Source organism: Microbulbifer sp. ABH2_005 (assembly GCF_056160005.1).
This window is the reverse complement of record NZ_JBSWWI010000001.1, coordinates 1997043-2023951: the sequence shown is the minus strand read 5'-3', so window position 1 is coordinate 2023951 and position 26909 is coordinate 1997043. Positions and strand designations below refer to the sequence as shown.

General features: G+C 48.4%; 21 protein-coding genes. 14 read left to right on the top strand and 7 right to left on the bottom strand.

Annotated elements, in window-relative coordinates:
* Window positions 1-221 precede the first annotated feature (221 nt).
* From ACXAFI_RS08755 to ACXAFI_RS08725, 7 genes are all read left to right on the top strand, one after another.
* On the top strand, window positions 222-1652 hold the full coding sequence (locus ACXAFI_RS08755) for an aspartate kinase (RefSeq protein WP_475108495.1): 1431 nt from the start codon (window positions 222-224) through the stop codon (window positions 1650-1652).
* Entirely contained in the window at window positions 1637-2566 is a 930-nt protein-coding gene (locus tag ACXAFI_RS08750; protein WP_475108494.1) for a TPR end-of-group domain-containing protein, read from the top strand. Before ACXAFI_RS08755 ends, ACXAFI_RS08750 begins: the two co-directional genes overlap by 16 nt.
* A gap of 60 nt (window positions 2567-2626) precedes the next feature.
* Window positions 2627-4060, top strand: a complete 1434-nt coding sequence (locus ACXAFI_RS08745) for a sodium/proline symporter (protein WP_475108493.1) — start codon at window positions 2627-2629, stop codon at window positions 4058-4060.
* 515 nt (window positions 4061-4575) lie between these two features.
* Complete coding sequence (betB, locus tag ACXAFI_RS08740) at window positions 4576-6039, top strand: betaine-aldehyde dehydrogenase (RefSeq protein WP_475108492.1); 1464 nt, start codon at window positions 4576-4578, stop codon at window positions 6037-6039.
* A gap of 12 nt (window positions 6040-6051) precedes the next feature.
* Window positions 6052-7725: a choline dehydrogenase gene (betA, locus tag ACXAFI_RS08735; protein WP_475108491.1), complete on the top strand. Its 1674-nt coding sequence runs from the start codon at window positions 6052-6054 to the stop codon at window positions 7723-7725.
* A 121-nt stretch (window positions 7726-7846) separates the two neighbouring features.
* Window positions 7847-9064, top strand: coding sequence for a BCCT family transporter (locus ACXAFI_RS08730; RefSeq protein ID WP_475108490.1), 1218 nt, complete (start codon window positions 7847-7849; stop codon window positions 9062-9064).
* A 69-nt stretch (window positions 9065-9133) separates the two neighbouring features.
* Entirely contained in the window at window positions 9134-9841 is a 708-nt protein-coding gene (locus ACXAFI_RS08725; protein ID WP_475108489.1) for a TorF family putative porin, read from the top strand.
* Window positions 9842-9964: 123 nt separating this feature from the next.
* Here the strand turns inward: ACXAFI_RS08725 and ACXAFI_RS08720 are convergent, their stop codons facing one another.
* Window positions 9965-11587: a BCCT family transporter gene (locus ACXAFI_RS08720; RefSeq protein ID WP_475108488.1), complete on the bottom strand. Its 1623-nt coding sequence runs from the start codon at window positions 11585-11587 to the stop codon at window positions 9965-9967.
* 311 nt (window positions 11588-11898) lie between these two features.
* Here ACXAFI_RS08720 and ACXAFI_RS08715 point away from each other — a divergent pair, with 311 nt between their 5' ends.
* Together ACXAFI_RS08715 and ACXAFI_RS08710 are read left to right on the top strand one after the other, a co-directional pair.
* Window positions 11899-12780, top strand: coding sequence for a M15 family metallopeptidase (locus ACXAFI_RS08715; RefSeq protein WP_475108487.1), 882 nt, complete (start codon window positions 11899-11901; stop codon window positions 12778-12780).
* Window positions 12781-13020: 240 nt separating this feature from the next.
* Window positions 13021-13230: a cold-shock protein gene (locus ACXAFI_RS08710; RefSeq protein WP_475108486.1), complete on the top strand. Its 210-nt coding sequence runs from the start codon at window positions 13021-13023 to the stop codon at window positions 13228-13230.
* A 383-nt stretch (window positions 13231-13613) separates the two neighbouring features.
* Here the strand turns inward: ACXAFI_RS08710 and ACXAFI_RS08705 are convergent, their stop codons facing one another.
* The 3 genes from ACXAFI_RS08705 to ACXAFI_RS08695 form a co-directional block, all read right to left on the bottom strand.
* Window positions 13614-15308: a BCCT family transporter gene (locus ACXAFI_RS08705; protein WP_444922159.1), complete on the bottom strand. Its 1695-nt coding sequence runs from the start codon at window positions 15306-15308 to the stop codon at window positions 13614-13616.
* A 403-nt stretch (window positions 15309-15711) separates the two neighbouring features.
* Complete coding sequence (locus tag ACXAFI_RS08700) at window positions 15712-17373, bottom strand: BCCT family transporter (protein ID WP_475108485.1); 1662 nt, start codon at window positions 17371-17373, stop codon at window positions 15712-15714.
* A 373-nt stretch (window positions 17374-17746) separates the two neighbouring features.
* Entirely contained in the window at window positions 17747-18802 is a 1056-nt protein-coding gene (locus ACXAFI_RS08695) for a DNA-binding protein (protein WP_475108484.1), read from the bottom strand.
* 193 nt (window positions 18803-18995) lie between these two features.
* Between ACXAFI_RS08695 and ACXAFI_RS08690 the strand changes: the two genes are divergently transcribed.
* Window positions 18996-20003 carry a site-specific integrase gene (locus ACXAFI_RS08690; RefSeq protein ID WP_475108483.1) on the top strand — a complete coding sequence of 336 codons (1008 nt, stop codon included), beginning with the start codon at window positions 18996-18998 and terminating at the stop codon, window positions 20001-20003.
* A 9-nt stretch (window positions 20004-20012) separates the two neighbouring features.
* On the opposite strand, the gene ACXAFI_RS08685 is transcribed toward ACXAFI_RS08690, so the two are convergent.
* Window positions 20013-20681, bottom strand: a complete 669-nt coding sequence (locus ACXAFI_RS08685; RefSeq protein ID WP_475108482.1) for a hypothetical protein — start codon at window positions 20679-20681, stop codon at window positions 20013-20015.
* Between the two features lie 355 nt (window positions 20682-21036).
* On the opposite strand from ACXAFI_RS08685, the gene ACXAFI_RS08680 reads away from it, so the two are divergent.
* Window positions 21037-21783 (top strand): flavodoxin family protein, encoded by a 747-nt coding sequence (locus ACXAFI_RS08680; protein WP_475108481.1) that lies wholly within the window; start codon window positions 21037-21039, stop codon window positions 21781-21783.
* Window positions 21784-22009: 226 nt separating this feature from the next.
* Window positions 22010-22867 (top strand): mechanosensitive ion channel family protein, encoded by an 858-nt coding sequence (locus ACXAFI_RS08675; RefSeq protein WP_475108480.1) that lies wholly within the window; start codon window positions 22010-22012, stop codon window positions 22865-22867.
* 125 nt (window positions 22868-22992) lie between these two features.
* Here the strand turns inward: ACXAFI_RS08675 and ACXAFI_RS08670 are convergent, their stop codons facing one another.
* Window positions 22993-23616 (bottom strand): glutathione S-transferase N-terminal domain-containing protein, encoded by a 624-nt coding sequence (locus ACXAFI_RS08670; RefSeq protein ID WP_475108479.1) that lies wholly within the window; start codon window positions 23614-23616, stop codon window positions 22993-22995.
* A 314-nt stretch (window positions 23617-23930) separates the two neighbouring features.
* Here ACXAFI_RS08670 and ACXAFI_RS08665 point away from each other — a divergent pair, with 314 nt between their 5' ends.
* Window positions 23931-24527: an isochorismatase family protein gene (locus ACXAFI_RS08665; RefSeq protein WP_475108478.1), complete on the top strand. Its 597-nt coding sequence runs from the start codon at window positions 23931-23933 to the stop codon at window positions 24525-24527.
* A gap of 384 nt (window positions 24528-24911) precedes the next feature.
* A complete protein-coding gene (locus ACXAFI_RS08660) occupies window positions 24912-25505 on the top strand; it encodes an FMN-dependent NADH-azoreductase (RefSeq protein ID WP_475108477.1) in 594 nt (197 codons plus the stop codon).
* Window positions 25506-25754: 249 nt separating this feature from the next.
* Here ACXAFI_RS08660 and ACXAFI_RS08655 read toward each other — a convergent pair whose 3' ends face one another.
* Window positions 25755-26681: a metallophosphoesterase gene (locus ACXAFI_RS08655; RefSeq protein ID WP_475108476.1), complete on the bottom strand. Its 927-nt coding sequence runs from the start codon at window positions 26679-26681 to the stop codon at window positions 25755-25757.
* Window positions 26682-26909 lie beyond the last annotated feature (228 nt).

Sequence of the window (26909 nt, the reverse complement as noted above, 5' to 3'; positions counted from 1 at the left end):
TGATTAGCAGTGCACACCCCTCCCCTGCTCCTATTTACTTAAATTCGGCATTCAAAGCAGCTAGAAGGGAGGCCGTTTTGTAATCTTCCTCTGGAAAGATAATCCCCTTGAAAAAGAAAGCGGCCCCGCTTTCGATCAAGATATCTTAATCCGGCCTTATTTGCGGAATTAATCCTAGCGATAGAGGCTATCCAAGAGTACAAAAGGATCTAGTAGAGACTATGCATACGATAGAAAAGATTGGTGGGACTTCAATGACGGATTATGAATCTGTCAGGGATAATATTATTAAGGGGAGCCCAGGTGATCTCTACAATCGAGTGTTTGTGGTTTCTGCTTATGGCGGCATAACTGATTTATTGCTGGAGCACAAAAAAAGCGGCCAGCCTGGTATCTACGGATTGTTTTCCAGCGGCATAGAAGATGACAGCTGGCTGGATAAATTTGATGAACTGCGCTTAAAGCTGCGCGAGATAAACGAGCGCCTATTTGGCGATAGTGAGCTGCTCACTGAAGCCAACCTATTCCTGGATGAGCGCCTGCAAGGTGCGCAAAAATGCTTGCGCGACTTACAAAGCCTTTGCCAACACGGCCATTTTGCACTGGATGCTCACCTGGGCACCGTAAGAGAGATGCTCGCCAGTTTAGGTGAGGCTCACAGTGCCTGGAATACCTCTAAACTTTTACAGCGGGATGGCGTTAACGCTTGCTTTGTCGACTTGACCGGCTGGCGTACCAGTAAACATATATCCCTGGATGAACGTATTCGCGATGCCTTTGCAAGTATCGACTTGAGCAAACAGCTGCCTATTGTCACCGGCTATGCGCACAGCGATAAGGGTCTGCTGATCTCTTTTGACCGAGGGTATAGTGAGATGACCTTTAGCCGCCTTGCGGTATTAACCGGCGCCAAAGAAGCGGTCATCCACAAGGAATTCCACTTGAGCAGCGCCGATCCACGCTTGGTTGGCCCCGACAATGCCGTTCCCATTGGTCGAACCAACTACGATGTGGCCGATCAGCTGGCCAATCTGGGGATGGAAGCGATTCACCCAAAAGCCGCTAAAGGTCTTCGCCAAGAGAACATTCCCCTGCGGGTAAAAAACACCTTTGAGCCCGAACATGCCGGAACCTTGATTACAGGTGACTACGTCAGTGACTCCCCCTGCGTGGAAATTATCGCCGGTTGTAAGGGGGTCTACGCGCTGGAGATGTTCGACCAAGATATGGCCGGAAGCCTTCCGGATTACGATCGCGAAGTGCTGGCAGTGATCAAAAGGTATAAGGCCCATATCATATCCAAAGATACCAATGCCAATACGCTGACTCATTTCCTTTCCACTAACCTGAAAACCATAAAGCGCATTCAGTCTGCCATTGAGGAGCTCTTTCCAGAGGCAGAGTTGAATCAGCGTAAAGTAGCGATTGTTTCCGCAATAGGCAGTGATATGCAGATCCCCGGGGTCCTGGCTAAGGCGGTTCAGTCGATCTCCAGCAAAGACATCAGCGTGCTGGCTGTACACCAATCAATGCGGCATGTAGACATGCAGTTTATTGTCAATGAATCCGACTATGACGTGGCAGTGAGAACACTGCACGAAGCATTGGTTGAGGTTCACGATCATGGAACCGCGATATGCCTCGCCTCCTAGCAGTTATTTTTTCAGTTGTTCTGTTCGCCTCTTTTGCAGTATTTGCCCAAGAGGCGAATGATAAAAAAAACAATAACGCGAATAAAAACAACAATATCGAGGAAGAAGTAGAGGCCCTGAGTGAGGCCATGTATACCCCTTTTATAGAGCGGTATATCCTGGATGAACTCAAGCAGTTACGAATTGACCAGGCGCAAATCAAGCAGGATCTGATCCAGCAGATCGTGGATCGTGAGCACAACTCGGTGGATCGGGCTGTAACTTACGCGACCGATACCGTTACCTATTTCTTCTACCTGATTGCCGGTGCCACCTCGATTTTAGTTCTGGTGGGATGGCGATCTTTTCAAGATATCAAGGAGCGTGTGCACTCTCTTGCCGATGAGGAAATTTCCCGCTTGGTGCAGGAATATGAAAAGCGTCTAGAAGTGATTGAGAATCAACTTCAGCAAAAGACCCAGCATATTGAGGAAAACCGCGAGGAAATCGAGCTAACCCAGGAGGTTCAGTCCCTCTGGCTGCGCGCGCAGCAGGAATCATCTGTAGCCAATAAGATCGCTGTCTACGATGAGATTTTACAGCTGCGCCGAGAGGATGTAGAGGCTCTCACCTATAAGGCTGATGCGGTTCTGGAGCTCAACGAACCCCAGTGGGCCATCAATCTTTGCCATCAAGCGCTAAGTATTGACCATGACAATGGCCATGCGTTTTATCAATTGGCCTGTGCCCACACCACCATGGGTCAATTTGATGAAGCCGTGCGTTATCTGGCGGAAGCCATCATCAGGAGTGAAAGCTACCGCGAAGAGACTCTCAATGATAGCGCCCTAAAACCCCTGGTCGAAAGTGAGGTTTTTGCAGAGCTCGACAAGATTGTCGCCATGAAAAGCCACGATCACGATAAGAGTGCTTAAAACGATATCTGTAAAAAGCATCGTCAAATCTAAAAAATGATAACGAGATAGGATCTGCAGGTGATCTACGCATTTATTGGCTTTCTACTGTTATTTACTCTGGTGGGTATCTCCTCCGCACTGTTTAGCCGCGGCACCAAGGCCGATTACTATCTCGCCAGTGCCGGCATTCCGCCCTGGTTGGTTGGCTTATCTGCGGTGGCAACCAATAACAGTGGGTATATGTTTATCGGGGTGATCGGGTATACCTATGTCAGTGGGCTGGCATCCATTTGGCTGATGTTAGGCTGGATTGCTGGCGACTTTATCGCCTCTCTCTATGTGCATAGACGCCTGAGCTGCGCAACCAATGCCAGTGGCGAGGTCAGTTATGCCGGGGTGCTCAGCAATTGGTATGGGCAAAACCACTCCACCCTACAGCGCCTTATCGGGGTTATTTCCCTGTTGTTTCTGCTGGTCTACGCCTCTGCACAAATGATTGCCGGCAGTAAAGCGCTGCATGTGCTTTTGGATTGGCCACTTTGGTCCGGCGCTGTCGCTGGGGCGGTTCTGATTTGCCTCTACTGTTTTGCCGGTGGCATTCGCGCATCTATCTGGACAGACGCCGCACAATCCATTGTGATGATTGGCGCTATGGGCATCCTGTTGTCGGTCGCCCTCGCTGACCTGGGTGGGATCTCCAGCACACTTGAGCAAATGCGGTCTGTCGAAGGGTTTATGGACTGGTTCCCCCAGGAGCTTGTCCTGCCCGGCTGGGCGGGTGTTGCCGTCTTCGTGGTGAGCTGGCTCTTTGCTGGATTCTCCGTTATCGGCCAGCCCCATGTCATGGTGCGGTTTATGACACTCAGTGACTCCAGCAAAATGTACCGGGCAAGAGCTTGGTACTATCTATGGTTTGTGCTTTTTTACTGCATGGCGACCGGCGTTGGCCTGCTGTCCAGGGTATATATTGCGGATGCTGGCAGTTTTGATGCAGAGCTTGCGCTACCGACGATGGCCATCGAATTGCTTCCCCCCATTCTTGTCGGCCTGATACTGGCTGGCATCTTCGCGGCAACCATGTCCACTGCGGACTCCCTACTATTAAGTTGTTCGGCAGCCATTACCCACGACATTCTGCCCAAAAAGACTGAAAAGACCTGGCTTCTGAAGGTCGCTACAGTGTGCATCACAGGTGCAGCGCTTTTGTTGGCATTAACCAATAATCAAAGCGTTTTCAGCCTGGTAATTTTCTCTTGGTCTGGCCTGGCCAGTGCATTTGGGCCACTGCTATTGGTGTTGTGCCTGGGCTGGAAGCCTGCACAAACCACCAGCATCCTGGCGGTGCTCGTTGGTTTTTCCTCTGCGATAGGCTGGCGAGCCCTTGGGCTTCATGGTGCTGTCTACGAGGGTTTACCGGGGATTATGGCGGGACTATCAGTGTTCTATTTTGCACGCCAGTTCTTCCAGCCCGTCAAGCTTACGAGTGCGAACCCGGCTGAGGGTAGTCGTTAAGCCCAAGGTAAATTTGATCATTTTCCCTCATGGTCCCAGGGAGCTTTTCTGGGGCCTGCTTTTTTTACCCCCTGCCCCCTATTTTTACTGCGGATTACCTTTTCCTTGAGCTAGAGCCCAATCAAGTGACTGATGGGTATTTTTATAGAGTTCAAATGAGATATTTGGCCTTTATTGACCAATTTTCGGCATATGACTTTCTTGCAACACCTCTATTTTCGGGAAAATCAATCTCATTATTCTTCCCTCTCAATAGTGCATCGAATACGAACAATTAGAGTTCAAACTAATAATATGTTACATTTTCCGTCATATACCCTACTACTTATGTACTAGGTATGGGCTTTCGTCCTGAACCTGTCGTCTGGTTTCGAAACGGAGAGCCCTATTTGCAATGATGAATTGCAGCGATGACCAGCGGTCCAAAAAAATGGCTAGCAAGTCTACCTACCCTGCTCTATCGCTTGAAAAACAACCTATTGACCCTCTGTTAAAGCAGTATGGAGAACCAACAGATGTCATTGGAAAAAGAACAAAGTTTTGTTGATGGCCGCTACCTGGCGAATGAAAGCGGTGAATGTTTTGACGTGTTCAACCCCGCAACCAATGAAGTCAGCTATCAAGTAGAAGTCGCCGATGACAAGGTGCTCAAAGAAACCATTGAGAGCGCTAAGCGTGGCTTCGCTCAGTGGTCAGCAATGGCGCCGATCGAGCGCAGCCGTATCCTGCTGAAAGCGGTAGCCATTCTGCGAGAGCGCAACGATGAGCTGGCAGCTATCGAAGTGGCTGATACCGGCAAGCCCTGGCAGGAGGCGAGTGTTGTCGATGTGGTGACCGGAGCCGATTCCATCGAGTTCTTCGCAGGCGTGGCCGCAGGTATCGAAGGTAATCAGCAGCAGGTCGGTGAAGACTTTTACTACACTCGCCGCGAGCCCCTGGGTATCTGTGCCGGCATCGGCGCCTGGAACTACCCTTTGCAGATCGCCTGCTGGAAAGCTGCCCCGGCTCTGGCCTGCGGTAACGCCATGATATTCAAACCCTCCGAGGAGACCCCCAAAGGCGCTTTGAAGCTGGCGGAAATCTTTATTGAAGCGGGCATGCCTCCTGGTGTTTTCAACGTAATCCAAGGCGATGGTTCCGTGGGCGCCTGGCTGACCAATCACCCGGATATTGCCAAAGTCTCTTTTACCGGTGAGGTAGGTACCGGTAAAAAAGTAATGGCCGCAGCGGCTTCCAACCTGAAAGAGGTAACCATGGAGCTGGGCGGTAAGTCCCCGCTGGTTATTTTTGACGATGCCGACCTGGAGCAGGCAATTTCTGCCGCAATGCTCGGTAATTTCTACACCCAGGGGGAGATCTGCACCAACGGCACCCGGGTATTTGTACACCGCAGTATTCACGATCAGTTCCTCGCTCGCCTGAAAGAGCGTGTCGAAAAAAATATTGTTGCCGGCGACCCCATGAAGCCGGACACCAACTTTGGCGCACTGATCTCTGCCAAGCACCAGCAGCTGGTGCTGGATTACATCAATAAAGGGAAAGAAGAAGGTGCAACCCTGCTTTGCGGTGGCCATACACTCTCCCCAGAAAATTCGCCTAACGGCTACTTTGTTGCACCCACCGTATTCACCGACTGTCATGACGATATGACCATCTGCCGCGAAGAGATTTTCGGCCCGGTAATGTCGGTATTGGTGTTTGACGATGAAGATGAAGTCATTCGTCGCGCAAACGACACCCGCCTGGGCCTCGCCGCCGGCGTTTTTACTCGCGATATCACCCGCGCCCACCGTGTAATTCACCAGCTGCAAGCAGGCATCTGCTGGATTAACGCTTATGGCGCTTCCCCGGCAGAAATGCCCGTGGGCGGATATAAATTATCTGGCATCGGCCGCGAAAATGGACTTGCGACCCTCAATCACTACACCCAGCTGAAAGCGGTGTATGTGGGTCTGGCACCACTGGAAAGTCCATTTTAAGCGGTATTCTGCATGAGTGAGTTTGATTACATTATCGTTGGCGCCGGCTCTGCCGGCTGCGTTCTGGCCAACCGACTGTCTGCCCAGGAGGATAAAAAAGTCCTTCTGATCGAAACCGGCGGTAGCGATCGCAGCATCTTTATCCAAATGCCCACCGCGCTGTCTATCCCCATGAATACCAAAACATACGCTTGGCAGTTTATGACTGAACCCGAGCCGTATTTAGATAACCGCAGTATGCACTGTCCTAGGGGCAAGGTGCTCGGCGGTTCTTCCTCCATTAACGGTATGGTTTACGTGCGTGGCCACGCAAAGGACTTTGATGAATGGGCCGAGCACGGTGCAGAAGGTTGGGATTACGCCCACTGCCTACCCTATTTCAAACGTTCTGAAACCTGGGCTTTTGGGGGCGATGAATACCGGGGCGATGAAGGTCCACTTGGGGTCAATAATGGCAACGAGATGGCAAACCCTTTGTACCGCGCCTTTATCGAAGCCGGTACAGAGGCCGGTTACGATTACACCGCTGACTACAATGGCGAGCAGCAAGAAGGCTTCGGCCCCATGCATATGACGGTAAAAGATGGAAAGCGCTGGTCTACCGCCAATGCCTACCTGAAACCGGCCATGCAGCGCCCCAACCTGACGGTATTGACCCATGCCACCGTGCATAAGGTACTACTGGAAGGTAAACGGGCAGTGGGTGTGAAAGTTGAACGAAAAGGTAAAATCCAGGAGTTTAAGGCGCGACAGGAAGTGATCCTGAGCGCAGGCCCCATCGGCTCCCCTCACCTTCTTCAACTCTCCGGTATCGGAGATTCCGACACACTGGCAGAAGCCGGCATCGAACTTAAACACGAACTTCCCGGCGTTGGCCAAAACCTGCAAGATCACCTGGAGTTCTATTTTCAGTTCCGCTGCAAGCAGCCGATTTCCCTGAACGGTAAGCTGGATCTCTGGAATAAATTCCTTATTGGCTCGCGCTGGATACTAAAGAAAGATGGCCTGGGTGCAACCAACCACTTCGAGTCCTGCGGTTTTATTCGCTCCAAGGAAAACGTGGAGTGGCCAGACCTGCAATACCACTTTCTGCCAGCAGCAATGCGCTACGACGGCCGCGAGGCTTTCGATGGTCACGGCTTCCAGGTACATATCGGCCACAACAAGCCGAAGAGTCGTGGCAGGGTCAAAGTTGTTAGTAGCGACCCCAAGCAATCTCCTTCAATCCTGTTTAACTATTTACAGGAGAAAGAAGATATCGAAGGGTTCCGCGCTTGCGTACGATTGACCCGTGAGATTATCAATCAGCCAGCTTTTGATGAATTCCGCGGGGATGAAATCCAGCCTGGTACTGATATCCAGACCGATGAACAAATTGATGCTTTCGTGCGGGAGTCCGTCGAAAGCGCCTACCACCCATCCTGCTCCTGCAAGATGGGCACCGATTCAATGGCAGTGGTAGACCCGCAAACCCGTGTGCACGGTTTGCAGGGCTTGAGAGTTGTGGACTCTTCCATCTTTCCAACCATTCCGAACGGCAACCTGAATGCGCCCACCATTATGGTGGCGGAGCGGGCTGCCGACCTGATTTTAGGGCGCCCCGTATTGGCACCCTCCGAGGCATCGGTAGCTCTCGCGGCTACCAGCACGCAGCGACCTGGCCGCCCTGTGCGGACAGCAAGCTAATCACCACCGGCGTCCTGTCAAGATTTGACTATCCCCTTCATTGTGGCGGGGATACTCAAATCTCGCACAGTTTAGCCTTCTGGAGGCGCCGGTATACCAATAACATAGCTGGAGACACAGCATGACGTTATGGCTTTCTGCGGGAATATTGTTTACTTTTACAGCAATAATCTTTGCTTTAATTCGCTGGGGAAACGTGAAGCTGGTTGGGGTTACACCTGTCCACACTTTCACTTTCATCGCTATTCTTTTCACTTCGGGCCTGGATGTTGGCCTGATCATGTTCCCACTAACCGAATTTGCCGGTTACGCAGACCTGGCCAACAGCCCGGAATACGGCTTCACCAATCCACTCGCTATTGAGTTTGGTTTTTGGGCCTTTTTAATCTGGGGCTTTTACTTCCTCACCTGCTTCTACTTTTGCGTCATTGAGCCCAAAGTGAAGTTCTTTGAGATTGGCCTGGTTAAGCTGATTAACAACGTGGTAATTATCGGCACCTGCGCATTTACCGCTTATCTGCTGCTTAGCAACCTGCCCTGGTATCTGCCCCAAGTTGGCGATGGTGAAACTATTGTGGGCAGTTTCTACTTGATCGTATTTGCGGTAATCGCGGCTGCGGTTTATTCATCCACCAGTTTGCGCTATGTGCGGCTTCTAAGCCTGGCCAGTACCTGGCTGTTTATCGGCCTGATTGCCCTGATGTGGGTTGGTGCTTTTACCGGCGAGAATGGCAGCGTTGGTGACTTCGCTTCAACCTTTGCCCTACTCGGCGGTTACTTTGGCAACATCCACCAGTTCGTACTGCCTCTGAATGACTACCACGAGTTCTACCTGTTCTGGTGGTTTGCCTGGAGCATCATGATTGGCCAGTTCACCTCCCGCTTTGTGGGCGGTCTGCGCACTTATCAGGTGCTAGCTGCGATGCTGATCTTCCCGTCGATCCCCATCGCTCTGTGGTTCACGGTTCTCTACTACTACTCCAGCCAAGGCCTGGATACCAGCGGCTTTTATAATCTGGCCATGGTGGTAGTGGGTATCACCTTTGTGATCAACTCGCTGGACTCCCTAATTCGCCTGTATACCGACAACCTGGGTATGACGGTAGCCCGCCTCGGCAAGATGAAATACATCATTTTGAACTTGGTGGCTTTAAGTCTACTGACTCTGCTGTTCAAACTGGACTTCCTGCAAATCCAGTGGATCGGCGCTCTGGTGATCGGCATCTTCTTCTGCTGTCTCGGCTACATCCTGGTTAAACGTTACCGGGCGGTTGCCGCAATCGACTCCTCACCGAAAGAAAACCTGATCGATTTCAGAAAAATCGAGATGGCCAACTAAAAATTCGGAAGTGAGACACCCTGCCCGTAATGCGGGCAGGGAAAAGAAATAATTTAAGGGGACAATACTATGAAACTGAAATTATCTGCCCTGGCCTGCGCCTCAATGCTGGCCCTTTCACAGCAGACTTTTGCAGACCTTTCTTCAACTGTAAATCTGACCACCGACTACACCTTTAATGGTGTAAGCCAGACCCAGAACGACCCAGCCCTTCAGGCCAGCCTAGATTATGGTTTCGACAATGGTTGGTATGTTGGCACCTGGGCTTCCAATGTAGATTTTGGTAGCGGGGACGACACCAATCTGGAATGGGATTTTTACACTGGTAAGTTTATGCAGCTCACCGACAAAGTGAGCCTGGATACTGGTATCGCCTATTACACCTATCATGGTGATGATGATGTATCTAGAGATTATGACTACCCAGAAGCCTATGCCAAACTGGGCTACAGCTCCGATCTCGGTGAATCAGAAGTCAATGGCTGGTACAGCTGGGACTACTTTGGAACTGGCGGCAACCACTACATTATGATGCTGGCTCACACTTTTGAATTTGCAGAGGGACATAACGTTCGTTTCAGTGTTGACCGCTCAACCTCTACCAATAAGGATGATTGGAGCTGGGATGATAAGAAGTCATATAACCACTATCGTGTAGAATACATGACCTCTTTGAATGGCTTTGACTTCAATATTGCTGCGGAAAATACCAATCTCGACTGGGATACCGCAGACGAGCGCATCGTGCTCTCAGTTGCCCGCACTTTTAGCCTTTAAGGCTTAAGCGGCATACCGAGGCCTATTATGGGCCTCGGTACTTCTTACTCTGCTCCTAGTTATCGTCCTTTCCCTGGCTATCCCCTTCCCTCTCCCAGCCAGTTTCTGTAAAAAACTTCACCACTATTTACTCTCGCTCTGATTTTCCTCTTTCATATCCCACGGGTCTTCTGCTGGCAGCCCTTCCAGAACGATTTCTTTTTCCATTAGCGTCGAATATGATCGCAAATCATGACGAGCAATTTTAACGATAGAGAAACATAGCAAAAGTGCGACTAACAATAAGGGAGCACCTGTAATAATACTCGCCGCCAGCAGTGCCTCGAACCCTCCAAGTATCATCAAGGCAACTGGCAACACTGCCAGGGCAAAAGCCCAAAAGATACGATTCCAACGCAGTGGCTCAACATCGACTTCTTTCTGTACAACTGCAGCAAGGATGTAGGATGTGTAATCAAATGTGATGGCTGTAAATAGCAGTGCCGCCAATGTGTATACCAGTACCACCAATTGACTTGCAGGCAGGGCCTTTAATATCGCGAAGATTGCCGCATTCGCTCCCTGATCATTGAGGATTTCCACTAGATCCAGTTTTCCAGAAAAATGCAGATAAACACCATAATTGCCGAGCACCATATAGAATAAAAAGCATCCAAGGGTTCCGTATAATATGGAGCCGACGATCATTTCTCTGATTGTCCGGCCCCTGGAAATCCGAGCGATAAAAAGCCCGATGCTCGGTGCAAACACTAACCACCAGGCCCAGTAGAATACGGTCCACTGCTGGGGGAAACGATAACTAGGAGATTCCTCGAAGTGTGAAAAGGAATCGGTCCAGGTGGCCATTTGCAAGAAGCTGTGAAGCATTCTTCCCAGAATCTCCATGCCATTATCGATAATAAATAAGGTTGGACCAGCAAGAAAAACAAAAATCAACAACGACAGTGCAAGCCACATTGTGAAGTTGGAAAACGCACTGATCCCGCGCCTTAAACCGACAAAGGCACTGTAGCCAAACAATAACGCACAGAGTAAAAGAACCGCTATTTGCGTCTTGAGACCTATAGGGAGGCCCAACAACTCATGGAAACCTTGAGTGATCAATGGAGCGGCAATACCTAACCTGGTAGCAACTCCTCCCAACATGCCTAACACCAGAGAGATATCGATCAGTTTGCCTATGGCACCATTAGCTCTTCTCTGCCCTAGTACGGGCGCAAGCGCTTGACTGAACTTCAGTACATTGCGCTTTCTCACATAATAGTAATAAGCGATGGGTAATGCGGGTATTAGATAAATGGACCAAGCCAAAGGGCCCCAATGAAATATGCCATAGGTGACCCCCCAGCGAGCGGCCTCTGTTGTATTCGCCTCAACGAGAAATGGTGGCTCCTGGTAATAGTAAATCCACTCTACAAATGACCAATACAAGATAGGGGCTCCGATACCAGAGCATAGCAGCATGGCAACCCAAGGAATTGTTGTAAACTCAGGAGTCTCCCCTTTACCTCCTAGCTTTATACGGCCTATATCACTAAAGGCGATATAGGCCATGAAAAGAATCGACCCAATTCCTAGTAAGAGATAGAGAGTACCAAAACGGTTCGTAAGAAAATCTTTTGCCGACATTATCCATAGAGAGCCAAGATCAGGAAATGAGATCAAAGGCACTGTCGTTATTAGCAACAACAAAAGTGCGCCGCAAAAAGTGGGCTTATCAATAAGGCCTTTTGTAGACTGACTCAATAAATGTCTCCACCCCAATGGAGTCATAAAACAAATAACAAGCGTAGTCGCTTAGAATGCTGTTTTTAAACTAAGACCTGACATCTTAGCCTCTCTTAGAGGAGTAAGTTACGCCAAACTCTTTGAGAGATAATTCAATCAATTCGTTAAACGCCAATCAACGATATTGAACGTCATATACCCCTCTCCCCGAGGCATTCCGTAAATATCTACAACAATTCAATATATCCAAATTGATGGATACACATATCCTACCCAAATGAACAGCGTTAAATGGGAGGAATCCTTCATCGAGCTGAGGCAGGGGAAGCATGTTCTATTTCTATATCATTGTGTTCACTACTTTTGGCCTGATTGCCTGTACCAAAGACCCTTTAAGTCATATCACGGAAAAGGATTTCCGCCCTGAATCTGAAGCGGGCATATATGATATTTCAGAAGAAGAATGTGCCTTGATGATTTATCGGAAAATAATCATTAAGAAGTCACCCATTGGCTGTGAAAGGATAAAGAAAGTAGTCTTCGAGTTTTACCCATTAACAGATGGGCAGCCTGGTGGAGCGGAAAGTGAAAACAAAGGAGCCTTAATAGTTCTTGATGTTGTAGCCGACAGTGTCCTTGCCCTTTTCGATGAGCTATATCAAAGACAATTTCCCATAAAATCTGCAATACCCATTGAGTACTTTAGTCAGCAAGAGCGAAAAACAGAGGATATAAACAACTCTCTTGCATTTGACTCCCGACCAATCACGGGTGGAAGTAAATGGTCCGAGCACGCCTATGGCGTTGCCATTGATATTAACCCATTACAAAACCCCTACCTCTATATAGACCAGTCATCGAAAGCAATAGTGGTACCGAAAGATGCCAAGGAAGGTTACTTAAACCGAGCGAAGTATCGGGCGGGAAAACCTGTGCGTGTCGGGATGTCTGAGGATGTAACCACCGTGTTTGCCAAACACGGGTTTGCCGTTTGGGGCGGGGATTGGAATGTGCCTATTGATTATATGCACTTTCAGGTCGGCACTCGCCAGTTTATTGAGCACCTTGTTGCCTTGCCTTTAGAGGAGGCAAACGCGTTATTTAGCCGTTATGTGAAACGGCTAAATCAATGTTTCCAGAAGAAAGGGCCTACTGATAACGCTGCACTTCTGCGGAAATCCTGTGTAGAGCAAGTTTCGAAAATAGACTGAGACAAATCGGCTAGAATTGCGATGGGCCTCCGGCAAGCAATATTGGCACAAAAAGACTTGACCCAAGACCGAGAGCAAGTATAATACCCAAACAGCTAAAAAGTAAGTTGCCTTTGTTTACACTCTCCATTACGTCGCATCTCTGTAGTACTTCGTCCTGTAGATCTTTAAATCTAAGTCTATCTTTTTGCTATTCTTGCCTTCTTAAGGCTTATACCTTTTTATTTACAGGATATTATTATGTCTAAAACAAGCACCGGCACAGTTAAGTGGTTCAACGAAGAAAAGGGCTTCGGCTTTATCGAACAAAAGTCTGGCCCAGATGTTTTTGCGCACTATAGCTCAATTGCCAGCTCAGGTTTTAAAACTTTAACCGAAGGACAGACCGTTGAGTTTGAAGTGACTCAAGGCAAAAAGGGTCCTCAGGCAGAGAACATTATCTGCATCTAAGCAGTCGACTCTCTTAGCAGTTGCGCAGCACTGCTAAGTAATTATGTGATTCGCAGGTTGAGATAATAAATAGCTATATCTCAACCTCGATAACCAGTATCCGAGCAATTCGTATACCCTCCAATTTTTAGCCTTCGATATCCATTGAGTGATGCCCGCCATTTTACCTTGCTGAGTTAAATCTGATCTGCACCAACACATCATTTAAGCCTTTACCAATAGCCTAGAATGTTATTGGCGCTTTTCTGTGTAAAGCATGAGTGTAGCTATATTAACGGCACCGGCACCTTATTTGAGCTGATAACCCAACCAAGAACCCAGAAGAACCGCTACAGAGCACCCTTGCTTTAGGCGCACCGTAGCGGCCAGCTTAACCTATCGGGCTATAAGCGAGATGGGTGGCTTCCCGGATCACCCTCTATATGAGGTTTATCATTGTGCGATACCCCATGAGGAGGTTGAGCTGGTAACTCCCAATCACCCTCCTTACTCCAGGGGTCATCCTTTGGAAAATCCTCAATGTAGATTTCTTTCTCTTCGTAATTGGGCTGGAAGCGCAAATCATAGTGAGCGGCTTTAACAATAGAAATACACAGTAGTACCGCCACTATCAGCAGCGGGACGCCACCGATAACACTGGCAGTTTGCAGGGTATCCAGTCCACCGAGGAACATTAGGGTTACAGGCATTATGGACAGAGCGAATGCCCAGAATACCCGATTCCAGCGCACCGGCTCTTCATCCACTTCTTTCTGCACTACCGCGGCGAGAATGTAGGAAATAGAATCAAACGTGGTAGCCGTAAAGATCAAGGCCAGTACCGTATAAACCAGTATCACCAATTTGCTAGCCGGCAGGGTCTGTAAAACGGCAAAAATCGCCGCAGTGGCCCCTTCTTGGTTGAGCACCTGAACCACATCCAGCTCACCAGAAAACTGCAGGTAAACGCCGTAGTTCCCAAGCACCATAAAAAACAGGAAACAGCCAAGAGTGCCAAAGAATATGGAACCCACCACCATGGCTTTAATGGTCCTACCCCGGGATATCCTCGCAATAAACAACCCAACACTTGGGGCAAAAACCAACCACCAAGCCCAGTAGAAGATGGTCCAATCTTGTGGGAAATGGGTCTCGGGGAACTGCTCAAATTGCGCGAAGGGCTCCGTCCAGGAAGCCATGTGGAAGATGTTATCCAGCACCCGACCCAGTGCATCCAGGCCAGTATTCAGCATGAATAGCGTAGGCCCAACGAGAAACACAAATAAAAGGAGCACCACCGATAGCCACATATTGACATTGGAGAGTGCACGAATGCCATTCTTGAGGCCAACGAAAGCACTGTAGCCAAAGATAAGCGTGCAAATCATCAGAACGATTACTTGGGTGCTTAGGCCCTTGGATACTCCGAGCAGCTCATGCGCACCTTCGGTAATTAAAGGTGCAGCAATGCCAAGGGTGGTAGCCCCTCCTCCCAGCATGCCGAATATGAAGAGAACATCAACCAGCTTGCCGATACCGCCCTTCGCACGCTCCTCGCCTAAAACCGGCATCAGTGCTTCACTAATTTTCAGTACGCTGTGGTTTCTGACATAGTAGAAGTAGGCAATCGGTAAGGCGGGGATCAGGTAAATTGACCAGGCTAGTGGCCCCCAGTGGAAAATACCATAGGCAACCGCCCAGCGTGCAGCATCGGGGGTGCCGCCCTCAATCTGGAAAGGTGGAGTTTGATAGTAGTAAATCCATTCAACCATCGACCAGTAGAGGATAGAGGCTCCAATGCCAGAGCAAAACAACATAGATGCCCAGGACATCGTTGAAAACTCCGGGTCTTCTTCTGGAGTGCCGAGTTTTATCTGGCCAATATCGCTAAATACGATATAGACCATAAAGAGTATCGCCCCTACTCCTAACAGTAAGTAAAAGACACCCAGCTTGTCAGTAACAAAGTCCTTTGCCAGCCTTACCCATGCGGCACCCACATCGGGGAAAACAACCAGCGGCACCGTTACCAGCAATAGCAGTACCAATGACCCGAAGAAAGTCGGTTTGTCGATAATTTCTCTGAAACTCTTAGTCAATGTACTCCTCCAAAGCAACTTACAAACCGACAAAATAAAAGTGGGCGCGGTGTCACATAGGACATCAAGACAAGTGAGGTAGCGGGGAAACTTTTATAGAGGCGGAATACGACAGATAATGTATTTCTTATAGTGGTGTCGAATTTTAACAGGACGGCGTTTTATTTCAACGTGAGGAACGGGCAAAGAATTCATGAAAGCCGTCGCGTATGTCAAGCTGTATAGAGCAGATAATCTATTTAACAGTCAACAAGCTATATCTTTATTTGGTTTGGACTAGAAAGGAAGATCGAGAGCATTAAAGGGTACACTCACCGCTTATCTTGAATGTGGTGACACTATAAGCTCAGTCAAGTAGTATCTTGGAAAGATATATGGAAGAGATATATAAAGGTAGCCGTATTTATGGCTTCTCATTACCGGAAGTTTTTTTATCGTTTATAGAGTCACCGGGCGCCCCCCAATCACCCTCCTCGCTCCAGGGGTCATCCTCAGGCAAATCCTCTATATAGATCTCCTTTTCTTCATAGTTGGGCTGGTAACGTAAATCGTACTGTGCTGCCTTAACGATCGACATGCAAAGCAATACCGCCACAAACAACAAGGGGACACCACCTATAATACTTGCCGTTTGCAATGCCTCCAGCCCACCGAGGAATAGTAAAGTGATGGGCATTACAGATAGTGCAAATGCCCAGAAAAGCCGGTTCCAGCGAGCGGGCTCTCCAACTATTTCTTTTTGCACAACAGCAGCCAAAATATAGGATATAGAATCAAATGTTGTTGCCGTAAAAATTATCGCAAGTAGAGTAAAAGTGAATATCACCAGCTTGCTAAGCGGTAGTGTTTTTAAGATGGCGAATATAGTTGCCGTTACGCCTTGCTGGTTAAGTGATTGCACAACATCTAACTCACCAGAAAACTGCAAGTAGACACCATAGTTGCCCAGAATCAAGAAAAATAGAAAACACCCCAAAGTACCATAAAATATTGCACCGACAACCATTGCTTTTATTGTTCTTCCCCGGGATATACGGGCAATAAACAAACCTACACTTGGCGCAAACACCAGCCACCAGGCCCAGTAAAAGATAGTCCAGTCTTGAGGAACATACGTTTGCGGGAACTCCTTAAAACGGCCAAAAGGCTCCATCCAAGTAGCCATATGAAGAATATCGTTTAGCATTCTACCCAGAGAATCCAATCCCGCACTCAACATAAATAATGTTGGACCCACAATAAATACAAAGGCCAACAAAAGAATAGAAAGCCACATATTGAGATTAGAGAGTGTTTGTATTCCCTTTTTCAATCCAGCATACACGCTACAGCCAAAAATCGAGGTACAGAGCATCAAAATAAAAATTTGTGTAGTGATACCTGTAGGGACACCAAGTAGTTCATGGGCACCTTCTGAGATTAAAGGTGCGGCAATGCCCAGTGTCGTAGCCCCACCGCCCAACATGCCAAATACAAAACATACATCTATTAGTTTACCGATGGATCCTTTGGCTCTTTGTTCGCCCAGAATGGGCATAAGAGCCTCACTAATCTTTAATACATTGCGATGCCTTACATAATAAAAATAGGCGATAGGAAGAGCTGGAATAAGATAAATAGACCAGGCAATTGGGCCCCAGTGAAATATTCCATAGGCCATTGCCCAACGTGCAGCTTCTGGAGTATTTCCCTTTACCTCAAAGGGTGGGGTTTGGTAATAATAAATCCACTCCACCATAGACCAATATAAAATGGAAGCTCCAATTCCGGTGCAGAAAAGCATTGAAGCCCAGGAGAGCGTACTGAACTCCGGTTCTTCCTCAGGTTTTCCAAGTTTGATTTGACCTATATCGCTAAAAATGATGTAGGTCATAAAAAGCAATGCCCCAACCCCCAGCAACAGATAAAACACTCCCAGATCATCCGTTACAAAGTTCTTTGCGTTCAGCACCCATTTGGTACCAAGCTTCGGATAAATAATGAGCGGCAGAGTAACCATCAGAAGCAAGCTAAGCGCACCAAAAAAAGTCGGCTTGTCGATGATCTGCTTAAAGTTCCCTGCCAATACTTCTCTCCGGGATACTCAAAAAGCTTTAGAGGCTGGTTGCAGGTGGGCCTGCTTTGCGCGCTAGGCTAAAAGCGAGTGACTAAAGTAGCTGAAATTGATCAGATACTGACTGGCCTGCCAGTAAGTTTAGCTGCCTATCTTTTAGGCAGCCATTGCAGGTTAGATTGCTTGCGTAGTGGATTCTGTGTGCTATCGCTGCTTGCCAGTTGCTGGCAAATAGCTACGCTGCGTGAGCTCTACTTGCGGCTCCACAGGTTGCAACAGTAAAGCCGCCGAGTTTAGCAGGCCTATCAGGAAAGCATGAGAGCTCATATCAATCATTCAAACGGAGCCTCACCGAGAAGTATAGCGAACCCAGTGCATTCTCAGCTTAGGATTTTAATGAGCTCTCCAATTGAGTAAATTGGCCTTGGATCATAGCTTTCTCTTGGATAAGTATGCGATTCTCATCCGTGACTTGTTCCAGGCGGTTTTGTGAAGCTGCTAATTCCGACTCCAATTTTTCCAGAGCGCTCTGTTGTAAGTGCACTTCCCTTCGAGTCGCAGAGCTTTCGCTCTGAAGTTGTGAGACTCGCTCACGCAAACTGGCAATCTCAGCCTGTTTATCTTTCAGCTCACCACCCTGCATTTCCGCTTGTTGCCTCAGGTTGGCCGCTTCAGTGCTGGCAACCCCGACTTGCTCGCTGAGTTTTTGCTTTTCCCGGTTGAGCTCAACAATCAATGCCTGCCCTTGCTTATAAAGCAGCTCCTGTTCATTGAACCTGCGCTCGGAGAGGGCTAGCTGCTCATTGAGCACCGCAATCTGGCCCTTCATCTGCTCAGAGCTAGCGCGGAATTGGTCCCGCTCATGCTGGCGGTCGTTCGCGGTGCGCTGCTGGAAATGCTCAAAGTGCTCGCGAACATCTCTATTCTCCTGCTTGATCTCCTCAATCGCCGCCTTTTGCTCGGCAATGCGCCCTAGGGCCTCCTGCCTCTGGTAGTCACTCTTCTCCAGAGCGACCCGTGTTTCCTCCAGTGACTGTTTAAGTTTGCGCTTTTCGGTTTCTGTGATGGAGAGCTTTTGTTCCAGCTCCCGGATCCTGGCAGCTTGCTGGCTGGCGGTACTTCGCGATTCCTCCAATTGCGAGGTGATTTCCTTTTCTTGTACCTGAAACTCCTGTTGCACTTCCTCTATTTGTTTATTTGCCGCTCCCTGGATTCTCTGATGTAGCTCCTTTAGGGCATCGACCAGATCCTTCGGGAGTCCATTCACATCAGTATCACTCGCAGATTCACTTCGCCACCGCTTAAGCAAGGGGGCAATAGTGCTCTTACTACCCGTTCCCAGCTGAGCTCGAACACGATCAACCGTTGGCTCCTCTCCGCGAGCCTTAATCGCCTTCGCAGCCTGGACAATATCCAGATAAGTGACCCCTGTGCGCGCCATAAGTCTTGCCTCAGATTATTTCGTTACAAATTACATAATACGTAATATTACATTATATTTGTTCTATCACCAATTTTAAAATAGACCTATCTAACCTGCGATAATGACTATTATCAAAGGTTATAATCTTGTAGGATGCTCCAAATAACGTACCTCCAGTACAGGCAGGGGCTTCTCTAGCGATACGGGCACCATGAAAAATCACACTCCTCAATCCACCAAAAAGCACGCTAACTCCCACCCCCTCAGTACGCTTGGCGCTGGCGGCGAACTCCTAACCGATGAAGACATTCAGAAGTATCTGAGCGCAGCCACTTCCGATAACACCCGCAGGGCCTACCGTTCAGCGATTCGCCAGTTTGAAAAATGGGGCGGGCGGCTACCGACAGATGGCGGCACTCTGGTTCGGTATATCCTGGGCCGTGCAGAGGAGCTCAACCCTCGAACCCTGGATCTTCATCTCACCGCTATCGGCCAGTGGCACCAATACCAGGGGATGCTCAATCCCATAACAGATCCACTCGTGCAGAAAACGATGCGCGGTGTTCGTCGCACCCATGGCAAGCCCAAGCAAAAATCGAAGGCCCTCGGTCTTCAGCACATTGCCACCATGACTCGACATTTGCGCAATCAATCTTCAAGCAAGAAAAGCGCCCGCGATCTCGCACTGATCTTGGTTGGGTTCTTTGGCGCTTTCCGGCGAAGTGAGTTGGTAGCGATTCAGGTGGAAAACCTGATCTGGGAGGATGAGGGCGTAATCGTAAGGCTCCCTAAGTCAAAAACTGACCAAAGTGGTGAAGGCATGATGCGTGCCCTGCCCTTTGGTACACCTAAGGCTTGCCCCGTAACAGCGCTTCAAACCTGGCTTAAGGTTGGCAACATTGAAAGTGGGCCCGTGTTCCGTGCTGTGAATCGTTGGGATACAGTTCAAGACCGACAACTTAATCCTGCAGCAGTCAATGACCTACTTAAGAACTTGGGCGCCGCCTGCGATTTCGACTTTGTCGGCGAACTGAGTAGCCACAGCTTTCGTCGTGGTCTGTCCACATCCGCGGCTCGGGAAAAGGTGGGCTTCGAGCTTATTAAGAAGCAAGGTGGTTGGAAAAGCGATGCCACGGTATGGGAATATATTGAAGAGGGGCAGCAGTTTACCGAAAACGCCTCCGCCATCTTGATGAAGAAGATGGCGGAGCTTCTTTGAGGTACAACGCTATTGCTCTTGGGTACTTTTCACGTCTTTCGGGCCTGGAGAGGCACCATCCTTTCCTCTTGGTGGGCGTCCATGCCTTGTTTCTTTATGTGTTGCATCGAAGACCGACTGCCACTCTTTATCAAATACTGCTGGGATAGGGCCTGGAGCCCTCTTAAAGGACAAAACGCCAACATGAGCCTCATGAACATGGGCATCAGAGGTTACCTCCTCGATAAACCCATGCATTTTCCCGCTACTGTCGAGCGTAAAGTTGCCCACACTTTCATCTGAGACATCAACGGTCACTATACGAGTGGTATCGCCGGTATTTGAAAAGGCAAATATGCCGATATCCTTGCCAACAGTGGCCCCATCTTTTGTCTCTTCGACACCACTTAACTTTTGCTTAAGATCGGCTGGCTTTTTGAAGTTATCAATGAACCGGCCGCCGCCTCCTGTTTTTGTTTTCTTTAGGACCTTAAAGGTTCGGCAAAATATATCTTTGCCAACATTCAAAGCATCTTTTTTGCTTTCATATAAAATGAATGACTCCCCATCGACCGCACACCAAGTGCCATCGATTGAGTTGTTTGCGTCAGGGTTTGCGCTTAATTGTCCTGAATAAAGTGCTGCCAATACCACGGTCGCAGGCAGCAATTTTGATATAAGATATGGTTTCGCCTTCATAGTGCACCTCTGATTATCATTAGCTAACTACAAGTAAATAAAGTAGCGGATTAATTCAGTGGTCTCTTGAAATTTTCAGTCTCTTATTTAAAAGATACGCCAGATCCAAATTCAGCCATCAAATCTGCAACAACCTATTAGCCCTGCCCCCATTATCATTACGATCAACCATTGAAACACATGTAACCTAACCAGTGGCAGCCTTAACTTTGTCACTGGAAGCCGCCGATTTCACGGTATCTTCAAACTGCATATTATTAGTCCCTATTGATAACGTATTTTATTTTCTGACTGCTATACCTGTATTCACATCTTGGCGCAGGTTCAATACTGTGCAGTGAAAAGGAGATCAGAGATGCCTCTGAACAAGCAGCAAATCAAGGACTGTGAATCCAGCCATTGGGACTTCTCAGATCTGAAAGCCCTATTCCTTAACTGTACCCTCAAGCCAACACCAGAACTCTCCCATACAGATGGGCTGATCAATATTTCCCGTGAGATTATGGAGAGAAATCGCGTTGCGGTAAGTGTTCTAAGACCGGTAGACCATGATATCGCCTTCGGCGTTTATCCAGACATGACCGAGCACGGCTGGGAAAATGATGACTGGCCCAATATCTATCGCCAGGTTAGCGAGGCAGATATCCTCGTGATCACAACCCCCATTTGGCTTGGTGAAAAATCCTCAATCTGCACCCAAACAATAGAGCGCCTCTACGCCAATTCATCAGACCTAAATGATCAGGGACAGTATGCCTATTACGGCAAAGTCGGTGGTTGCCTGATCACTGGTAATGAAGATGGCGCTAAACATTGCGCGATGAATATTCTCTATTCCCTGCAACACTTGGGATATGTGATACCACCTCAAGCAGATGCCGGCTGGGTTGGTGAAGCCGGCCCCGGCCCTTCCTATCTAGACCCTGGATCGGGTGGGCCAGAAAACGACTTTACCAACCGCAATACCTCATTTATGACCTGGAATCTTTTACACCTGGCGCGAATCCTGAAGGACGCTGGTGGAATCCCCGCCCATGGCAACCAGCGCTCCGCCTGGGATGCAGGCTGCAAGCCCGACTTTCCCAATCCAGATTACCGCTAGCAGTCTGCTGTATAAGGGATTTCCGATATCGGGCAAGGGTCTAACTGGCCCTTTCTATCGCTTTTTCCCTGAACATATTTACAAGTGGGGGCGCAAGAAGATACATTGCGCCCTTCTTTTATACCCCCGCCACACCCCCCTCGGCCCAATACCCATCAGCTATGCTTGCCGGGCAATAGCCAGAGGAGGTTGTTGCGTATAACAACAACGAGGTAATCCCCTTCGAATGAAACCCGAGTTACTGCAACACATTCTCGAGAGCAAACTTTTTATTACCTTTTGTGTCATCGTAGTTATCTTATTACTGCGAGGATTCGCCACGCTGGCCATAGTCCGCAGTGGTTGGGCAAAGGCAGATAAGCGCCGCCGTATCAATACCGTGCATAATCTGGGCAACCTGTTATTGGTCATAGGTGTTATTGCTGTCTGGGTCACGGAATTACGCGAGTTTGCCCTATCGATTGCCGCCTTCTCGGTCGCTATCGTATTGGCCCTGCGGGAAGTTGTTCAGTGTCTGGTTGGGGGACTTTATCAGGCCAATATGCGCTCCTTTACCGTAGGAGACTGGGTCAAAGTGGGCGATCAGTTTGGTGAAGTTACCGACAGTGATTGGTTGAGCACCACACTGTTAGAGATTGATCCTCACGGGTTGGGCAACGGATATACCGGCACCACGCTCTATATCCCTAACAATGCTTTCTTTACCCAACCAGTAAAGAACTTGAATTTCAAGCGTCGCTATATCGAGCATTCTTTCTCGATCACTCGTGAAAGCGGAAAAGTAAATCCCTTTGAAGCCAAAAACTTTATTGCGGAACGCTTAAAGGAACACTGTGACTCCTTTCGCGAAGTTGCCGAACGTTACTGCAAACTCATTGAAAACCGTATGGGCGTAGAGCTTGCTGGGCCGGATGCAAAAGTGTGCATCACCAGTAACGAGCTGGGTCACGATGTGATCACTGTGACTGTATTTTGCCCGAGGGAAGAAGCCACGAATATCGAGCAACTGGTCACAGAAGATTTCTACAACTTCTGGTTCGAGAAAACCAAGGAGCTCGAGGCAAAAGAAAACGATAAAAGCTAATCAACGGATTAGCTTTGGTAAGCGGGACAACATGGCATGGATGCCACAGGCAATATGCCCCCCCCCTAATGACCCCCTATTAGTTCAAGCAAATAGTTCAAGCAAACCGTATTAGTCGAGATCTCTTAAACAGTCATTTTTTGGCGCTTGAGTGCGCGGATCACAGCCTCCTCGCTCTCAAGGCGGCTGCGAAATTCAGCAAGAGAGGGAAACGAAGAGAGATCGAGGGGGGTTGAATCCATCCAACGGCACAAGACGAATAGATAAGCATCGACCACCGTTCGGCGCCCAAGAAAGCCATCCCCCCCGGCCTCCTTGAAAGAGGTGTCGAGCCTACGAAAGTGCGCTTCTAACTTTCTATAGGTATGTTGTTGAACATCTTCTTTCGCTTCTGGAGATGAAGCAAATCTCTCGGGCACAAAGTGGGGGCCGAAATCCGAGTGAACCTCAGAGCTCATATAGGAAAGCGCTTCAGCCTGCCTTGCCCATTCCATAGGTCCACGGGGTATCAGCTCAGGGACCTCGGATAAGGAAGCAATATACAAAAGAATTGCCAAAGCTTCGGTTAAAACCTGGCCATCATCAAACAATAAAGCGGGAACCTGCCCCTTCGGGTTCACTTTTAGATAAGCGCCAGATTGATGCTCTCCCCTCTCAAGGTTTACTAACTCAACGGGCAAGTTAGCCCAAACTGAAGCGATATTAGGCGCTAGAGCGCAGGTCCCCGGCATGGCGTAGAGTTTCATCATGGGTTAGTCCAATAGAGTTTGAAGGCCAATTTTCTTACTACTGTTGATCATCCCAGGACAGACTGATCAATAAATCCTTTTTCTTTGGCGCTTATATTGATCTCAAGGAAAAGGCGGAGAATTCAATAACTAGTGTCACAGGTTTGTTTAACCATAGCTTAAGCTCATAGCATTTATAGTGAAAGGGAAACCCAGGGATTGAGAATTCAGGCATAAAATTTTACGAGCAGTATATTCATTTATTGCTCTCTATCAGTCTGAAGCTTTCCTGGGTAATTAAAGAGATTAAACCAACAAAGAATAGGGAAAGGTTTATGAAAAACCTCTTCACAACGGATAGTACCGCGATGCTTTTGATTGATCATCAAGTGGGGACTGTCAAACTTGCACGCAATATCAGCCATGCACACCTACTGGCAAATGTACGTGCCTTAGCCCGTACCGCGGTCAAAACAGGTATGCCGCTGCTATTCACAACCAGTCAAGAAGACCACTTTCAGGGCCCTCTCTTTGACGACCTCGAAAAGATAGCTCCCGAAGCTCATGCCCAAAGGATTAAGCGGCCAGGGGTAGTAGATGCCTGGACATTTGAGCCATTCAAATCTGCCGTGGAGGTTACAGGCAGGAAAAAACTGATAATGGCAGGCCTAACTAACGATGTGTGTATTATTTATCCCGCTATCAGTGCTGTAGAGGATGGCTACGAGGTACAAGTTGTGGCAGATGGTGGTGGCTCTCCAACCCAGATCGCAGATGAAATTTCCATCGAGCGAATGAGGAACGCTGGTGTAGGCATTACTACCACAAATCAACTAATGGCAGAGCTTGCTACAGATTGGGCCAGTACAACGGGGCAAACCATCCAGTCCATTATGTACGAAGAGATATTGAAGCCTTTAGTTGAAGGCTAGATTCTGTTGGCGCTTATTCGATAGCTACTACGGATAAAAATTCATTAGACAGGATTAGTTCTGATCAACTCCAGGGGTAACTTCTTTATCACGGTTCAGCTGTATTAGTTCGGCATAAGCTCCATACGGCTGACTTGTGTGCCCTCCAAGGCCTATATTTACCACTCCCTCAACACCGACACCCAAGGACCCACTGACATCCAAGGACCTTTTGACACTCTGGGACCCAGTGGTCAGGAGCCTTGGGGCTTCTTTGCTAGCTCGTACGGGCAGACCGCAATCATTCTAATAAATCGATAGGTTTATCGGCTTATTTCTAATTTTTAATCGAATAAAGCGATGGTTAAATGGCACCCAATCCAATCAACTTACGAGGGGCCAAACATGGCAAAGCTACTCAGCATCCAGTCCAGTATGTTCCAATCCGGTGGCCAGACCTCCCAGCTGGCTACAAAGTATGTAAAGAGCTGGAAAGCAAAAAACCCAAATGGAGAAGTGACCGAGCGCGATCTGGTAACGGAACCTATCCCCCACCTGACCCTCGATCGCTTTCAAGCATTCACTACTCCGGCAGAGCAACGTAGCCGTGAACAACAGGACATCGTGGAACTTTCAGACAAGCTAATTGAAGAGATTTCCTCTGCAGATGTACTGGTCTTTGGTGTTCCCATGTACAACTTCAACATCCCTTCTACCCTGCATACCTATTTTGACCATATTGCCCGAGCGGGGGTTACTTTCCGCTATACGCCCAATGGGCCTGAGGGGCTACTGAAAGACAAGAAGACAATTATCTTTATCGCGCGAGGTGGATACTACGGCAACGAGCATTCACAGAGCGCGTTTCTCCGCCAACTCCTCGGTTTTGTGGGAATAACCAATATCGAGTTCATATACACGGAAGGACTAGCAACGGGAGATGATGCCAAAGAAAAAGCATTGACTGCTGCAAACGAGCGTATCGCCCAGCTTGCATAAGCAAGCTCCCAAATCCGTTAACACTAGAATTAGATATAGAAGCTCATCAATAAGCCGAGCAGGTCTCCCCTCTCGGCTTATTTCCCATTAAGAATGGGAGGAGCTGCTCAATCTATTAACCATGAAGACACACGTGAAGATCAGTCATTCACTGGCGGGAACTGTGGCAATTTCACTCGATTAAACTGTCTTGTTTTTGACAGCTCAAAGATGGATAACCCGGCAATGTAAACTCCAACTAGCCAGTATCTACGCCACGAACACAAACTTGTCTTTGCTCAATACCTGTTCACCATCAAATCGATAAGCAACGAGCTTGCCATTCCCTGCGACGGAATAGTCGAGACAAACTACATTATCGCTTAGAGGTGCTGGCACACCTTTAAGCCAATAGTGACCGATAAAGCAGGGCTTACCTGCTTTAGGGTAATAAGGAATACCCCTAGGCACAGGCAAGCTAGCGGCAGAACCGATATCAACACCACGTGGTAACGCTATCTCACCCAGCGCTTTTGCAGAAGCGTTCCACCATTGAACACGAACAGCAAAGCGGCGATTACCATCCTTATCCAGAAAACTTACATTTTGAGGTAGTTCAACTTCATAACCTTTGAGCAGAGTTTCCACCGCTTTGAAGGCGTCACTGCCTTGGGAGCTAGCTTCCACCAATAGCTCAGACGTTAACCTCGCCCTGTCAGTTTTTGATTTCAAAAAATCAATACTTTTCATATCCCAGCAAGCGTGTACTGCTCGCAGTGGACCCAGGTCAAGCCATAGCGGTAATGACCTGAAGAAATCCAGTACATGAGATTTTTCTGAATCGTTATCCGGGTACTCATTCAGAAAGGCCTGGTGTTGTTTTTTATTTTTATCGGTATGTGGGCGCAGGGACTTGCCATTGACTTCGGTGTGATAAGCCAAGGCATTAAACTCGTGATTACCCATAATCGCTTCGGCATGACCATTGTTGACCATGCTCATAACTATCTTCAGGAGCTTGCGGTGCTCTACCAGGTGTTCACCGCGGTCGATAAAGTCTCCAAGAAAGATGACTTTGCGTTCTGGGTGCGCATAACCACTGCTTGTTTCCCGGTAATCGAGCACATCGAGCAGCTCGATCAATGCGCTGGCGTGACCATGAATATCGCCAATAATGTCGTACTTGCAGTGTTCCATCCTGGTCCTGCCTCTAAAGTACAAGAAAGCTTCAGTATCAAAATCCCGATTTTTGTATCAAGGATTACTCTGTCCATTTTATGAAATGAACGCATTTCCCGAAAGCTGGGCATGGGGCGAAGAAAATAGCCGAAGCTACTGCCAACCTGGGAATTACTGAGTTCACTTACATTTAAGGTGTGCTCTATAAAGAGCGAATACAAAAAAGCCAGGCCAGAAAATGCGGCC